This is a genomic window from Leptolyngbya sp. FACHB-711, assembly GCF_014695615.1.
In the GTDB taxonomy this organism is placed as follows: Bacteria; Cyanobacteriota; Cyanobacteriia; order Elainellales; family Elainellaceae; genus Leptolyngbya_A.
On record NZ_JACJOR010000517.1, the window covers coordinates 1 to 15,732 of the forward strand.

A 15,732-nucleotide genomic window follows, 5' to 3' on the forward strand; every position below is an offset into this window, starting at 1 on the left:
ATATCCGGCAGAACATCCGGCGGGTCCTGCACCAACGATCGCCACTTTAGCCATCCTTCAACCTCCTGCGAAATCGGGATCAGTGAGAGATTAATAATCGACTCCGAAAAAACAGGGATGCCGTACTGCCTGAGCAGTGAATTAGCTGCTTTGCGATATTTTGAACTTCCTGCTGTCGCCTAACTTTTTTGTCTGAAAGATACACACCCAGCAAAGCCTGATTAATTAACTGATGAAACCCAGTATGGGGAAGCTGGGAAACACTTTCAGCCGCGTTTTGCATAAAGTGCTTGAATCGCTCCAGCATATCCTCATGATTTCTGTAGTAGAAACAGAAGTTTAAGTCTCCGTTGACGCGGTCTTCTTCCTGGTCAATCAAATAGTCCAATAAAATATGGAATCCCTGCACCCAGGGAAAATAACTATTCTTGACGCGATTGGTCAACTCATTTGACAGCTCCTGATCCAGCCCATACGCGACTAAACAGAAAATTCCCAGCGTGGAACCTGCACAGGCAGAAAACTCATACCAGCGCAGTTCAGGAAGCTGCTTTTGATAGGCAGAAAACCACATCTGCAAGCGGGGCACTCGCTCCTCGATTCGCACATGCTTATGTACCTGGAGATTACAGTAATAGCTGGCTAGCTCATGCACGGCGGGGGCGATCGTTCCATAATTCGGAATTTGGCGTAGCACATCCTGACAGGTTTTCACCAACGCCTGCAAATAGCCGCCATCGTTCTGCTCGTCTCGAAAGCGGTAATAGTTTTTACCCTTTGCGCCCGGAGTCAGTGCATTGGCTATGGACTCATGCAGGGCAGAAAAATCGGCGGGATCAAGCGAAGTGCTGCGATCGCACAAATTATCCAGATAATCGCTAATCGTTTGATACGCCACAATAAACCGGATCGCTTCCTGCCAGTGGCGCTTCGCCAGCAACCCGTAAATCGAGCCACCTTCACAATGAAATTGTTTCGCTGCAAGACTCGCCAATGCTTGCCAACGCAGCTCCGGATTAGGAATTTCTTCTGCCCGTCGCCTCCAGCCTTTCAACTCACTCCGGACAGTTGGAATCACTTTAAAGCGAGTTTCTAGTATGAGCGTCCAGGGAGATACCGGAATATTCATAGCAAATTGGACTGCTGCAGCTGCCTACGATGATTGCTATCAATCTAGAAAGGCTGATACAGTTCAATCCTCTGCTTAGAGGAAGAGTTGGTGAGGCGATCGACGAGTTACTGGCCTCTATAATACTGGCTCCCATAATAAAGGGGGCGAAGACCTGCTCCCCGCCCCGGACTTATGGCAACACCTTAAAAGGGTTGATTGTTAAAATTGCTAGGAACTAGCGTTAATGGCACTCAGGAAGGGGAATTGAATCCACTGTTTCTCCTGTAGGAGGGCATCTCTCCTGTTTGATTGAAGGGAGGATGCCCACTACACCAGCAATTCAATCCACAATTCCTAGTTCACTGGGAATCGACCTGCGGTTGCGCCAATAAGGAAGGCGGCATAGGTCAAGATGTAACCCACTGTGAAGTGAACTAGACCTGTTAACCAACCCTGAACGATCGAGAGAGCAACGGGCTTGTCCTTCCAGCGAATCAAGTTCGCGAGCGGAGTGCGCTCATGCGCCCAGACCAGCGTTTCGATCAGCTCTTGCCAGTAGCCTCTCCAGCTAATCAGGAACATGAAACCAGTTGCCCATACTAGATGCCCGAAGAGGAACATCCAGTCCCAAACGGCGATGCTGTTCATGCCGTAGGGGTTATAGCCGTTGATGATCGGACCTGAATACAGCCAGAGGTAGTCACGCAGCCAGCCCATGATGTAGGTTGAGCTTTCGTTGAACTGTGCGACGTTGCCTGACCAGATGCCCAGGTGCTTCCAGTGGAAGTAGAAGGTTGCCCAAGCGATCGTATTCAGCATCCAGAAGATTGCCAGATAGAAAGACTGTTCCCATCCAGAGGTTTGGCACGTACCGCCACGACCCGGACCGTCGCAGGGGAAGGTAAAGCCAAAGTCTTTCTTGTCGGGCATCAGTTTTGTACCGCGTGCATCGAGCGCACCTTTGACGCCGATCAGCGTGGTCACATGAAGTCCCAGCGCGATCGCGTGGTGAACCAGGAAGTCACCAGGACCGATCGTGAGGAACAGCGAGTTATTGCCGGAGTTAATCGCGCCGAGCCAGCCCGGAAGCCAGACGTTGGCGTGGTTGGGCCATGCGGTCGAAGCCAAGCTACCTGGATTCGACAGCAGCGTATCCATGCTGTAAAGCAGTTTGCCGTGGGAAGCCTGAATGAACTGCGCGAACACAGGCTCAATCAAGATTTGCTTTTCCGGTGTACCGAAAGCCTGCATCACGTCGTTGTGGACGTACAGACCCAGGGTATGGAAGCCCAGGAACAGCGATACCCAGCTCAAGTGAGAAATAATCGCTTCTTTATGGTTGAGAACGCGATCGAGCACGTTGCCCTTGTTCTGCACCGGATCGTAATCCCTTACCCAGAAGATTGCGCCGTGAGCAAATGCCCCAACCATCAGGAATCCAGCAATGTACTGGTGATGGGTGTAAAGCGCAGCCTGGGTCGTGAAATCCCTTGCCATGAACGCATAAGGCGGCATCGCGTACATGTGCTGCGCCACCAGCGACGTTACCACACCCAGAGCAGCCAGGTGAATTCCAAGCTGGAAGTGCAGTGAGTTGTTGTAAGTGTCGTACAGCCCGTGGTGAGGCAGGTTGAACTGACCTTCACTTCGAGGAGTGAGCAGACCCGCCTTGGAGTTGAGCATTTCTTTAATGCTGTGCCCAATCCCAAAGTTGGTGCGGTACATGTGACCCGCAATGATGAAAATCACGGCGATCGCTAGATGGTGATGGGCAATGTCCGTCAGCCACAGCGATTCAGTTTGCGGATGAAAACCACCTAGGAAGGTGAGAATTGCGGTTCCGGCTCCCTGAGACGTGGTGAAGACGTGCTCAGCAGCGTCCGGGTTTTGAGCATACGCACCCCAGTTACCTGTGAAGAAGGGTGCAAGTCCAGCTGGGTGTGGCTTCACGGTTAAGAAGTTATCCCAGCCAACATGGATGCCGCGTGACTCAGGAATCGCAACGTGAACCATGTGACCTGCCCAAGCCAGCGAACTCACTCCAAACAAACCTGCTAAGTGGTGGTTCAGGCGAGATTCAGCATTTTTAAACCAGGACAGCGACGGACGGAACTTCGGCTGAAGATGCAGCCAGCCCGCAAACAAAAAGATCGCCGACAACAGGATGAGGAAGAGGGAACCCATGTAGAGTTCACCGTTGGTTCGCATCCCGATCGTGTACCACCAGTGATAAACACCAGAGTAAGCAATGTTGACCGGGTAACCCACGCCACCCTGAGTAAACGCATCAACTGCGGGTTTACCAAAGTGCGGATCCCAAATCGCATGGGCGATCGGGCGGATGTGGAGCGGATCTTTAATCCACCGTTCAAAGTTGCCTTGCCAAGCGACGTGGAAGAGAAGACTGGATGTCCAGAGGAAAATGATTGCCAGATGACCAAAGTGGGAAGCAAAAATCTTTTGATAAAGATTCTCTTCCGTCATTCCATCATGACTTTCAAAATCATGGGCAGTCGCAATCCCGTACCAAATTCGCCGTGTGGTGACTTCTTGAGCAAGCCCCTGGCTAAATTTTGGGAATTTCGTTGCCATAGACGTTTGCCTACCTCGTAATTTAGTAAGCGAAGGAAAGATTTGCAGTTAAACACCACTTTTAGTGGCAAAAATAAAAGGTTGAAAAACCCTGAGAAAATAATTTAACCCAATGCGAAACTGCTTCCCGTAGGAGACGATCGACTGGTTCAGGAACCGCTTTCAACCACTTCAAGAATTCTACTCTTTCTCGTAGCCAGAAGCGACTTTCCTGTCACATAAACTTCACATAATTTAGACAGATGAAATCACTAAAACCTCCTTATTGCATTCAACCATTGATGAAGGGGAACGAGAAGCAATCCAGGATTTGTTGTGCTGTAAATCACTGTAATTAGGAAAATACTCTACCCGTTTCGGAGGACAGCCATCTCTACCTAAAGGAAGAGAAGTTATCGGCTTGAAATTGTTAACTTATCTTAATTTTATTCGAGCAAATGATTTATTCTAAGAAGATTTATTTCTTTTAGGTGAGTGCTTGATGCGTTGTGCTATTGCGTTCCTTGATTTGTTTAATAGTCGCTTCGATCGCTAACCCAAAAATATCTACATTCTTCTTTTGCAGTAGATTTTTCCCAGTAGATTTTGCAGTAAATACAGGAATGCTTTTACTGAATCACTTATGTATCGCTTATGTATTAGCGATCGTGCATTGCTCTATTCACTCCACCATGTTCTTCTCTATATTTTTTCTGGTAAAGTCAGTCCAAAAAACTAGTCTAAAAGTTTTGTATCATTAGCGTTTCAGTTGCAATATTTTGTGATAGTCAATGTACTGGTAATGTAGTACTTAAAAATAAGTTTAGGTTTGGGTTTGATTGTCGTTCTAAGTAGACTCACTCAGTGAGTAATCGCCGCTGGGTGACGATCGCCAGTAACTGATCACCACTGAAATTAATTGCTAATGGCTATTAATTGCCTGATTGCCACTGATTGAAACTGATTTCCGCAGGGTGCAAAAAAAGATGCGTCGTGTTTGCACTAACGCATCCTCTATCTAACCGTTTATCTAAACACTGGTTATCGCCGGGCTTCGATCGTAATACAGTTCAATCGTAATATAGTCCAATCCAGTCTATGAGCCTGCCTCTAGCCTGCGCTGCCACTCTTCATCGATCTTGTCCGATCGTAGGAGTTCCTGTTCGGTTAGGTCGGTTTCGGTGGTATATGCCAGGTCTTTTTCGTCTACCACGGTTGTTGCAGCAAACTGACGGGCATAAAGTAGCTTTTGCTTCACTTCTGGGTTTTTCTGGTTGAGAAGCATAGCCCACTGCTGCCTCTGGTCGTTACGCGACTCAATGTGGCGATTGCGTGACTGAATCCAGAAATAGCGGATCAGCGGAATGGCTAGGAATCCAACGCCATAGGCTAGCAGCCCCCAGTAAATACTACCCACAAAGGCAACTAGCCCGCCGAGCTGAGCGGCGATCGTTCCATCTGCCAGGAGTGATCCCAGCACCAGAGCCAGCACAATATTCACGCCGCCCAAACCTGCCGCCAGGATAATTTGTCCACTCGTTGCCCGACTAAAGCGATAGGGCAGTTCTTTCAGATACGCCGCAACCGGATTGGATCGCTTCTGGTCTGCCGTCACCTGCAATTCGGGAAAGTGATAAACCAACTGCCCTTCGGGACTCACTTCCGGTCGTCCATTAAAGCGGCTCAACACAGGCAGCATATAGTCTTCATATTCCTGCTGCGATTGGCTTCCAAGCTCATCTAAATAGGGCGCGACCTGCTCTGCAATCACGGCTCCCCCATTGCTGCGAATCACTGTGCCGATCGTTTTCCAGCGTCGTTCATTCAGATCTGCATTTGGGTTACCATCCCCAAACAGGAAGGAAAATATTGCTTCCAGGAAGTTTATTTCCCGATCGTCTCTGCGTTGCCTGCGGTGATAGGCGCGATCGTCTCCATAGTTGGGCGTAAAGATCCAGAACACATCGCCAAACCAAACCGTGGGCATCCGAATTTCACTGCCCCCATTAGAGTCACCATCGCTACGGCTATTCGCGGCAATCACGATCGCCAAAATTGCAATTGACAACAGGACGATCGACGCGATCAGGACAATGCCAAAGGAAATCCGAATCAGGTAAAACAAAATCTTCCAGACTCGATTCCACCATTCCTGCACCCGCAGCCGAAAATACTTGTTTCGCAGCACATCCCGAAAGTTGCGCTGAAACTGATAGGCAATCTCGCCCGACTCCGCGACCTGAAGATGCCCGCCTGCTTCCGATGCCAACGCTAAAAGCTCTTTTTCAGCGACTCGCACTTCTAAGCCTGCCTGAGAGGCAACATCGCCCACGGTCACACGATAGCCCAGTTGCTCAACCGCCCGCATGATGTTGGGATTTGGAGCCATACTCCCTCCTGGGACGTAGAAAGACACTCTTCTTTCAGTATAGGAAGGTGATCGAGGGTCAGACAGGGGAGTTTCCCGATCGAAAGGGTAGTTTTTATCTTTTAGAAGTTTTAGGCGGATGACCGTGCAATGATGTTACCTAATTGCTCACCCGCTCCCTCTAAAAAACTCGGGATTTGAGGGGCAATGTAGAAACTTTGTGACTCTTCAAATAGCCTGCAATCCGCTTTAAAGCTGGGGCGATCGCAAATGCCACTCCGTCGCCTGCTCATAGGCATAAGCCGCTTGCAGCAAAGTCTCTTCTTGCAGCACGTTTCCAATCATTTGTAAGCCGATCGGCATTCCCTGACCGTCGAAGCCACAGGGCAAACTGAGGGCAGGCAGTCCCGCCAGGTTTACGGGGATCGTCATCAGGTCGAGCAGATACATACTGATCGGGTCTTCGGTCTTTTCTCCGGCTTTAACCGCAGTGGTCGGCGCAGTAGGGCACACCAGCACATCGACCTGTCCAAACGCTCGCTCGAAGTCTTGCTTGATCAGCGTTCGCACTTTTTGCGCCTTCAGGTAATAGGCATCGTAGTAGCCTGCCGACAGCGCATAAGTGCCGATCATAATTCGGCGTTTCACTTCTGCGCCAAATCCCTGAGCGCGGGTCTGGGTGTACATCGTCATCAGGTTATCAGGATGATCGGTGCGGTAGCCATACTTCACCCCGTCATAGCGTGCCAGGTTTGCCGACGCTTCCGAAGGCGCAATAATGTAATAAGTTGGCAACCCGTAGCGAAACTGCGGACAGGAAATTTCTTTGACTTCTGCGCCCAGAGCTTTCATTTGCTCCACTGCCTGATTCACCGCATTGCCCACGACGGGATCAAGTCCCTCGCCAAAGGTTTCTTTGATAATGCCGATGCGAAACTTGCGATCGGTCTTCAAGCTCGCCACATAATTCGGCACAGGCACATTAAGACTGGTAGAGTCGTGCGGGTCGTATCCGGCAATTTCTTTCAGCAAAATTGCGGCATCCTCAACCGATCGCCCAAATGGGCCAATCTGATCGAGCGAGGAGGCATAGGCAACCAATCCATATCGAGAAACGCGCCCATAGGTCGGCTTCATACCCACCACACCACAGAACGAAGCAGGCTGACGAATCGATCCCCCCGTATCTGAGCCAAGGGCAACCACGCATTCCTCTGCTGCCACTGCCGCCGCCGACCCCCCCGATGAGCCGCCCGGAACTCGCTCCAGATCCCAGGGATTCGCTGTGAGCTGATAAGCAGAACTTTCGGTCGAGCTGCCCATTGCGAACTCGTCCATATTCGTTTTGCCTACCATAACTGCGCCTGCCTCGTTCAGCTTTTGCGTCACAGTAGACTCGTAGGGCGGCACGAAATTCTGCAAAATCTTAGAACCGCAGGTCGTGCGAATGCCCTTTGTGCAAAGGTTGTCTTTAATGCCGATCGGAATCCCTGCTAGCAAGCCAATTTCCTCACCGGCGGCAATTTTGGCATCCACCTGTTTTGCCTGCTCGATCGCTCGATCGCCCGTCACGCTCAAAAAGCTATGCAGCTTTGGCTCTAATGCCTGAATGCGATCGAGTGCTGCCTGCGTCAGTTCAACCGCAGAGCGTTCTTTATTAACGAGCTGGTCGTGCAACTCACGAATGGATGCCATGCAATGCCCTCGAATTTCAGCCGATACAAAACTTCCAAAACACCACTTTATCGCCAAATGGGGGGATGTGGCAGTCCGCAGCAAAAATCAAGCGCGATTTTAGGCGGTGTTGATCCAACAGTGTTAATCCAATAGAAATCCTGTTGAAAAAGCAGCCAGAAAGATACGATCGCCATCAGAACTTCCTAATACAAGCAGCTTTAACAGACACGCCCTCCATCAAATCCACCCCTTCACTCCTATGCCCTCCAATCCCTACCCTCTCTCTGTCTACCTGCAAGGACAGGGATTCCCGATTCTTTGCCTGCATGGGCATCCAGGATCGGGAGACTGTATGTCTGTGTTCACCAATTATTTGTCGCAGCGATACTGGACGATCGCTCCCGATTTGCGTGGCTACGGCAATAGCCAGACCCGTGAATTGTTCGACATGACCGATCATCTGCTGGATCTGGAAATGCTGCTCGATCGCCTGCAGATCGATCGCTTTCTGGTGTTGGGCTGGTCGCTAGGTGGAATTCTGGCAATGGAGCTTGCTCTAAAGTTTCCAGAGCACGTGAGCGGTTTAATTCTGGTTGGCACGGCTGCCCGTCCCTGGAGTGATCATCCCCCTGTCACCTGGCAGGACAATTTCTACACCGGGGTGGCTTCGATCGTTAATAAGCTGAATCCTGGTTGGCAGTGGAATATTGACACCTTTGGCAAACGATCGCTCTATCGCTACCTAATCCAACAGCACAATGCCGCTGCCTATCAACACTTAGCAGACGAAGCCTTTCCCGCCTATCTCAAAACCTCACGCGCTGCCCAAAATGCGCTGAATCAAGCCTTGCGTCGCCGCTATAACCGACTGGAAGAACTCAACCAAATTCAGTGTCCGGCTCTGATGCTAGCAGGAGAAGCCGATCGCCACATTTCAATCCAGTCCAGTCTGGAAACTGCGGCAAAACTCCCGGACTGTGAAGTCTGCTGCTATCCCGAAACGGCGCACTTGTTTCCCTGGGAAATTCCGGGGCAGGTGATCGCCGATATCGATCGATGGCTACTTCAACAACCGGGAGTGACTCGCATTGCAATACCAGAGGCATACAGTGAATAGTCGATCGTTCTACAAAGCTAGCGTTACGCTTCGCTTGAGAGACATTCCCTATTTACTTAAAGTGAGCTGCTCAGCACCGGGAACAAGTTTTTCCAGGGCTTCATTTCTTTTTCCTCGTCGAACACGGTCAGCCTGACAGGTTTGCAGCGTTTCACCACTGCTTTAATGCCGCTTGCGCCTTCCTGCTGTAAGTCTTCGATGTAACCAGGTTCCGCTAATTTGGCATCTTTAGCAGTGGCAAAAGGACCAAAATAGTACGTGCAGTTCGGCGTTTCTGTGACGACCTCGACCCACCAGGCTAAACCCAGCACCTCAAGTACATTAACCAGCAATTCGTTCATAAGCTCCTACTTATGTTCCAGAAATGACAAACGTACAGAGCAGCCTTTAGAATCTTGACGACGGTTTCAAGCTATGCCCCTCTTGTTTTATACTGCTTCAGCCCTATCTTTGCAAAGTTCCTTTTGACAGACCCTCCAGGTGCAGCGTTTGCGATCGCCGCTGACGGAACAGTTCATACATCACCATTCCCGCTGCAACCGACGCATTCAGGCTAGGGGTTACGCCCTGAAGCGGAATGCTCACCAGCTCATCGCAACAGCGTTGTGTCAATAGACTCAATCCGTCGCCTTCTGAACCAATGACCAGCACGATCGCTCCAGTAAACTTCACCGTATCCACAGGCTGAGCCGCATTTGCTGCTGTGCCATAAATCCAGAATCCAGATTCTTTGAGCTGCTCCAGGGCACGACTGAGATTAGTAACTCGTGCTACAGGCAGGGACTCTAACGCACCTGCTGCCACTTTTGCAACTGTCGAAGTGACGCCTACCGCTCGCCTCTGAGGGATCAGAAGTCCGTGTGCGCCTAGTGCTTCTGCCGTCCGAATAATCGCGCCCAGATTGTGGGGATCAGTAATCCCATCGGCAGCGAGCAGAACGGGTTGCTCAGAAGCAGCCTTAGCTCGATCGATCAAATCCTGTAAATCCAGATAATCATAAGGGGCAACCTGAGCCACAATGCCCTGATGTGTTGCTCCCCCTGTGATTTGATCCAGACGGCGGAACTCCACCTCGTCAATGACTGTTCCGTTGGCTTTTGCCTCTAGAATCAGCGAATGAAAGCGGGGATCGTACCGTAGGCGATCGGTCGTCCAGATACGATTCAAAGGACGCTGGTTTTCTAAGGCTGCAAGAACACTATGACGACCATAGATTAGATCAGGATTGATTTCAGTATCGCCAGCCACTGGTTTGGCTGCGATTCCTCCTTTCAGGAACTGCGAAGCAACTGAAGCAATCCTTCGGCGATCTGGCACAACAGATTTAATCCGAAGCGGTGGTTTTGATGAACGCTCAACGCTCCCTTCCGAGAACTGTGAAGCAATGGGTGCTGCCTCGATCGCGACAATTTCAGTCGGATTATCTTCGTTGATCTCATCTTCGTCCGGCTGATCCTGGCTGAGATCGTCTTCATGCAAATGATCCTGGCTGAGATCATCGTTGTCTGCATCGACTTCGATTTCATCCGCAGCAACTTCGACGCTCTCGATTGATTCAGGTGCGATTGGTTCAGGTGCAATTAGTTCATCTTCATTTGATGATTGCTCTAATAATCCCTCTAATCCCTCAGTTAACGGACTCTCCTGATAAGAGCTGCGTCGTCTAATAGGCGCAACCTCCACTTCATTAGGCAGGGCAGCAGGTGACTCAAACTCTTGTAATTCAAATTCAGGAGATTCAAACTCTTCAAACGCAAAGATTTCTTCAGGTGCAGATTTAATACGCTTCACTGAAGGCACTGGCGGAACAGGCTTACCTTTACCACGAGTAGGTTTAGAACTGTTTTGATAATCTTTTCGTGAGCCATCGCGAAAATGGCTGTCTGATCGAAAATCCGATTGCTCCGCGCTTCCCCGATAAGACGATCGCTCCCGGTAGGGCTTGTCGGTTCGGCTGCCGTTTCTTTCCCGGAAAGGTTTATCTGATCGCGAGTTTGGACGGTCTTCCCGATCGCGATAGGGCTTTTCAGAACGGCGGTCTGACCATTTCTCCGGTCGGCTATCAGATTGTCCTCGAAACGGTCTTTCACCCCGACTGTCGGGTCTTTCCCGATAGGGTCTTTCGCTGCGGCTGTCAGTTCTTTCCCGATAAGGTCTTTCACTCCGGCTATCGGGTCTTTCGCGGTAGGGTCTTTCACTCCGGCTGTCAGTTCTTTCCCGATAAGGTCTTTCGCCTCGACCTTCAGTTCTTTCGCGGTAGGGTCTTTCGCCTTGACCTTCGGTTCTTTCCCGGTAAGGTCTTTCGCTGCGGCTGTCAGGCCTTTCGCGGTAGGGTCTTTCACTTCGGCTGTCAGTTCTTTCCCGATAAGGTCTTTCACTCCGGCTATCGGGTCTTTCCCGATAGGGCTTATCAGTATTGTCGCTAAATCGGTTGCTTCGCGGTGCCCCAGAGGAGTAATCAGAACCCGTTCCTCGATTAGGGCGGTCTCCTGTGCGACCATCATCGCGAGGCGAAGCAGTTCCCCCTTTGGGGTAATCGAACGAGGATTTGCTGCGAGGGCTGTCTTGATAGGGCTTAGAGGGTTTCGATTTGTAGCGGTTTTCTCTAGGCTTGCCCTGAGAAGGTTTATCGTTGTCTCGTTGAAAGCTACCCGATCGGCGATCGGAGCGATCAGGGCGAGAAGTGCGGGTGGGTCGTTTGGCGGGCATGGCAATCCGATTCCTTAAGTATGAGCAAGGGTAAGCAATACAGGGTCGAGTGCAAAATGCTTCTGTCGGCAAGCCAGCATCACAAGGAGCCTGACAGAAATTGCGGGATAGAAATTAGAAGCAAGGCTAAAGAGCTGACAGCAGCATTCGGTTGCTTCGCAGGTCCCGAAAGGGGATCAGGCGATCGAGAGCCAGGCAATAGGGGAATTGATTGGGTTAAGCGTTACGGCTCAGTGGACGGCTGAAGCAAAGGCTGAAGATAGGCGAAAAGCTGAGCCAGACGGGGCGGGTCGGTGACATAGAGATATCCCAGAAGCGTTTCTAAACTGGTTGCCTGCTGATAGATTTCTGGAGCGAGCCGTTTTGGCACCCGATGCGCCGCATTACGACCGCGCCGAACTACGTCTTGCTCTGCCTGCGTCAGATAGGGCTGAAGCATTTGCAGATATTGTGCCTGAGCTTCTGCCCGCACCTGAGCTACTACCTCTTTATGATACGCTTGCAGCCGTTGAGGTGGCATTAAGTAATAAGTGCGAATATAAAGCTCGTACACCGCATCGCCCAAATATGCCAGAGCCGCAGGCGAGAGCCGCTGTATCTTCTGGCGTTTAAGCTGCTCAACGTCCGTCGAGGATAGAAAGACGCTGAACAATCGATCGATGCTCAATAAATCTTCTTCAAAAATCTTTTCACGGCTACCGTCCTCATCAAACTCCACGAGCAACCTGCCTCACTGAAACGCAGCTTTAGCTTTTTTCTAGATTTCTGAGCGCAGCGTCCACCGAAGGCTGAAGGGAAAGGAACTGTTCCAGACGAAGGCATTGAATGACCCGTGCAACGCGAGGACTGCCCACGATCTGTAGCGTACCTCCGTTCTTTTGAATCTTCTTACACAGGTCAACTAGCACACCGAATGATGAACTATCGATCAGGTCAACATCGGTAAAGTCGAGGATAGAATTTCTGGGATTCTCCTCCACAGACTTTTCCAGCACTCTACAAAAGGTTGGCACAGAGAAGACATCGAATATCCCGCTAAGACGGAAGATCTGGCAATGCTGCCCGATTTCGCGATCAATTCTCAGCGGGGAAACCTTATCAAAGCCCGGCATTAGCTCTTTTTCAAATTTTCGAGCGCAATGTCTACCGAAGGTTGAAGCGAGAGGAACTGTTCTAGGCGAACCAGTTTAACGGTCTGCGTGACGCGGGGGTTGGTCACGATTTGCAGTGTGCCTCCGTTATTCTGCACTTTCTTGACAAGCTGAACCAGTGCTCCCAGCCCTGAACTATCAATAAAGTCAATCTGGGAGAGGTCAAGGACAAAGTTTTTGGGACTTTCTTCCACATACTTTTCTAGCACCTTGCGGAAGGTCGGCTCAGAGAAAGCATCTAGCAGCCCTGCAAGGCGAAAGAGTTGGCAGTTGTCTCTAACTTCGCGTGTGCCTCGGAGACTAACGGTTAGGGTAAGTGCGTCAGGAATAGTAGCCTCCTCAGTCGGTGTGTACTCAGCGACAAATTCTAAACAGTTCGAGCGTTAAGTATAAGTCAAGCGTAGTTGATCAGCAACTCCGTTTCCTTAATTCTTTACCGACTTGTGCAATCAGCTTGAGCCGGTGATTTATTCAAATAACTTACTTCAAAGTAGTATAGCGAATTCATTCCGCGCTGCTGTACGGAAAACTCGCTAATCTCCCTGCGGAAATTCCTGCCAGAGCGAGGTTGTTTGCCGCAAACTTGCGTGGTTGCCGCTGCCCAGAATCAGGTGATCCAACAGTGGAATCCCAAGAAGCTGCCCTGCCTGAAGCAACTGTCGTGTCAGGTGAATGTCTTCGGAACTGGGCTGAACGTTGCCTGAGGGATGATTGTGAGCGACGATCGCCCGAATTGCTCCCTGTCGAATAATTTCCCGGAAAATATCGCGTGGATGTGCCAGCGTTTCAGTTGCCGTGCCAATGCTGATAATTTGGGTTCCCAGCAGACGATGCTTAACGTCAAGCAGCAAAATGGCAAACCGCTCCTGTGCCTGCCACATCAGGTCATGGCTGAGAACCGTAGCGGCAACAGCGGGATCATCAATGACCGTACCTTCTGGTGGACGAGACGTAAGAACGCGCTTTCCCAACTCGATCGCCGCCAGGATGCTTGTTGCCTTTGCCTCACCGATCCCGGGAATCTGCGTCAGCTCATTAACCGTAACATCTCGCAAAACAACGATCGGATCGCGCTGGTGTTCGCCAAGCTTCTGCAAAATATACTGCCCCAGTCCCACCGCCGACAGCTTCCCCGCCCCCTGCCCCGTCCCCAGCAGAATCGCTAGCAGTTCCGCCGTAGACAAACTCTTTGCACCATAGCTTATCAAGCGTTCACGCGGTCGCTCACTCGTGGGCAAATCTGCCACCCGCAAGCTATAGGTCATCGTCGTTCTTCCTCAAGCTTCCTTCTTCAGCCTAGTTATCCCGCAATCCTCCGGGCAAAAGCATTGGCCCCCTTACCCCCTCCCCCAAAGTGATAAACTCATGTTGCATAAAACAGCCCTGTCAAAAGACCATGCGCCTCGAATTCGTCCCCGTTGAAGAGTTCTACTTTGCCCTTACCCTTGCCGTCAAAACCCTGGAAGAAGTGGGCAATCCCGATCGCGTAGAGCAGGTTCGATCGCGCCTTAAAGGCAAGTTTGGTCAACCTTCGACGGTGGCTGCTGCCAAGCAGAACAACTTTAACTATGTGTTTCGGGTGCAGGATTACGACAATAGCCCCGCGCCCCAGCTTGTGTTGTCGATCGCCGACTGGCAGGGTAAGATTCGCCTCAGCAGTGACTATGGCTGGATGCTCGATCCAGACCGCAAGCCTGTAAAGACCGGTCGCTACGAGCAGCGTCAGCAGTTCATCACAGATGTTCACAATCACCTGAAAACAGTCTTCGACCTTGATCTAAACTAGCTTCACCCAATTCCTTCTCACCCCTCCCCCGTGTCCTCCATGACATCGCTTTTTTACATCGATAACTTTCGGGTTGCCTATCCGCAACGGCAGGGAAATTTAACTCACGCTCAGGAACTGCGCTGGGCAGTTGACGGGGTATCGCTGGCGCTAGAGCGCGGGGAACGGGTCGGGTTAGTGGGAGAGTCGGGCTGCGGTAAATCAACCCTGGGACGAGCAGCAATGCGGCTGCTTCCGCTAGGGACGCAAATCGAAGGAAAAGTTTTGTATGAGGGGCGATCGGTTTTCGACTTTTCGCCGGAAGAACTGCGGCAGTTTCGGGGTGAAGCAGTTGCGCTGGTGTTTCAAGACCCAATGACCCGGCTTGATCCGCTGATGACGATCGGCGATCACTGTCTGGAAACCCTCCGCGCCCATCAGCCCCACCTGTCGCGCCAGCAAACCAAGGATCGGGCAATGGCAACGCTGGAAGCAGTCAAAATTCCGGCAAATCGCTGGTCGCAGTATCCCCATGAGTTTAGCGGCGGGATGCGGCAACGGGTGGCGATTGCGCTGGCACTGCTGCTCGACCCAAAGCTGATCGTGGCAGATGAACCAACAACAAGCCTGGATGTCACCGTGTCTGCCCAGATTTTGCAGGAGCTAACCCGCCTTTGCAAAGAACGCGACATGGGTTTGCTGCTGATTTCTCACGACCTGGCAATGGTGGGCGAATATTGCGATCGCATTGCGGTCATGTATCAGGGCAAGCTGGTCGAAACGGGAAAATCCCATACGGTTCTGACTCAGCCCCAGCACCCCTACAGCCGATCGCTGCTTCAGTCTGCCCTGCACCTCCAAGCGGGTCGGGATCAGTCAGAGCCTATCCCAAACCGTCCCCAAACAACTCAACCTCTGCTTAGGCTTGACGATCTAAGGCAGCACTATACGCTAGAGCAGAATTTTATGGCGCGGATTTTTGGGCAATTCCCCCTGGGGAGCACTGAAAAGCAACCAGAAGACAAGACGATTCGAGCAGTAGACGGCGTCACGCTCGACCTGTTTCCGGGGGAAATTCTGGGATTGGTGGGAGAGTCGGGCTGCGGTAAAAGTACCCTGTCGCGCACCATTTTGCAGCTTATTCGTCCCACGCACGGCAGGGTAGAGTTTTTAGGGCAAAATTTAACCGCGCTTTCCCCTCAGGCACTTCAGCAGCAGCGACGACAGATGCAAATGGTGTTTCAGGATCCTCACGCCTGTCTC

The 15,732-nt window shown here is 51.1% G+C and carries 14 protein-coding genes; 4 read left to right on the plus strand and 10 right to left on the minus strand.

Translation table 11 applies throughout. The features are described from left to right. Window positions 1-79: 79 nt before the first annotated feature. The 4 genes from tbcS to gatA form a co-directional block, all read right to left on the minus strand. Entirely contained in the window at window positions 80-1,129 is a 1,050-nt protein-coding gene (gene tbcS / locus H6F80_RS25200; RefSeq protein ID WP_190794260.1) for a tetraprenyl-beta-curcumene synthase, read from the minus strand. Between the two features lie 336 nt (window positions 1,130-1,465). Then, a complete protein-coding gene (gene psaB, locus H6F80_RS25205; RefSeq protein ID WP_190794261.1) occupies window positions 1,466-3,703 on the minus strand; it encodes a photosystem I core protein PsaB in 2,238 nt (745 codons plus the stop codon). Window positions 3,704-4,778: 1,075 nt separating this feature from the next. Continuing rightward, the gene (locus H6F80_RS25210) at window positions 4,779-6,071 is read right to left on the minus strand and encodes a hypothetical protein (protein WP_190794262.1); all 1,293 of its coding nucleotides are present in this window, start codon (window positions 6,069-6,071) and stop codon (window positions 4,779-4,781) included. 228 nt (window positions 6,072-6,299) lie between these two features. After that, window positions 6,300-7,745 (minus strand): Asp-tRNA(Asn)/Glu-tRNA(Gln) amidotransferase subunit GatA, encoded by a 1,446-nt coding sequence (gene gatA, locus H6F80_RS25215; RefSeq protein ID WP_190794263.1) that lies wholly within the window; start codon window positions 7,743-7,745, stop codon window positions 6,300-6,302. Between the two features lie 241 nt (window positions 7,746-7,986). Here gatA and H6F80_RS25220 point away from each other — a divergent pair, with 241 nt between their 5' ends. Then, a complete protein-coding gene (locus tag H6F80_RS25220) occupies window positions 7,987-8,844 on the plus strand; it encodes an alpha/beta fold hydrolase (protein WP_190794264.1) in 858 nt (285 codons plus the stop codon). Between the two features lie 56 nt (window positions 8,845-8,900). On the opposite strand, the gene H6F80_RS25225 is transcribed toward H6F80_RS25220, so the two are convergent. Then, entirely contained in the window at window positions 8,901-9,185 is a 285-nt protein-coding gene (locus tag H6F80_RS25225) for a DUF1816 domain-containing protein (RefSeq protein ID WP_190794265.1), read from the minus strand. 103 nt (window positions 9,186-9,288) lie between these two features. Beyond that, a complete protein-coding gene (gene rlmB, locus H6F80_RS30090; RefSeq protein WP_518523648.1) occupies window positions 9,289-10,635 on the minus strand; it encodes a 23S rRNA (guanosine(2251)-2'-O)-methyltransferase RlmB in 1,347 nt (448 codons plus the stop codon). 68 nt (window positions 10,636-10,703) lie between these two features. Here rlmB and H6F80_RS30095 point away from each other — a divergent pair, with 68 nt between their 5' ends. After that, complete coding sequence (locus H6F80_RS30095) at window positions 10,704-11,270, plus strand: hypothetical protein (RefSeq protein ID WP_242067565.1); 567 nt, start codon at window positions 10,704-10,706, stop codon at window positions 11,268-11,270. 506 nt (window positions 11,271-11,776) lie between these two features. Here H6F80_RS30095 and H6F80_RS25235 read toward each other — a convergent pair. The 4 genes from H6F80_RS25235 to radC all read right to left on the minus strand — a co-directional run bounded on the left by H6F80_RS25235 (window position 11,777) and on the right by radC (window position 13,969). Then, on the minus strand, window positions 11,777-12,271 hold the full coding sequence (locus H6F80_RS25235; protein WP_518523649.1) for a Mini-ribonuclease 3: 495 nt from the start codon (window positions 12,269-12,271) through the stop codon (window positions 11,777-11,779). Between the two features lie 28 nt (window positions 12,272-12,299). Next, entirely contained in the window at window positions 12,300-12,665 is a 366-nt protein-coding gene (locus H6F80_RS25240; protein ID WP_190794267.1) for an STAS domain-containing protein, read from the minus strand. Beyond that, window positions 12,665-13,033, minus strand: a complete 369-nt coding sequence (locus H6F80_RS25245; protein ID WP_190794272.1) for an anti-sigma factor antagonist — start codon at window positions 13,031-13,033, stop codon at window positions 12,665-12,667. The genes H6F80_RS25240 and H6F80_RS25245 overlap by 1 nt, the downstream gene beginning before the upstream one ends. Window positions 13,034-13,237: 204 nt before the next feature. Beyond that, complete coding sequence (gene radC, locus H6F80_RS25250; RefSeq protein WP_190794268.1) at window positions 13,238-13,969, minus strand: RadC family protein; 732 nt, start codon at window positions 13,967-13,969, stop codon at window positions 13,238-13,240. A gap of 131 nt (window positions 13,970-14,100) precedes the next feature. On the opposite strand from radC, the gene H6F80_RS25255 reads away from it, so the two are divergent. Together H6F80_RS25255 and H6F80_RS25260 are read left to right on the plus strand one after the other, a co-directional pair. Beyond that, window positions 14,101-14,490: a hypothetical protein gene (locus H6F80_RS25255; RefSeq protein ID WP_190794269.1), complete on the plus strand. Its 390-nt coding sequence runs from the start codon at window positions 14,101-14,103 to the stop codon at window positions 14,488-14,490. Window positions 14,491-14,529: 39 nt separating this feature from the next. Beyond that, window positions 14,530-15,732, plus strand: a 1,203-nt coding sequence (locus tag H6F80_RS25260; RefSeq protein WP_190794270.1) for an ATP-binding cassette domain-containing protein, incomplete at its 3' end; no start/stop codon positions are given.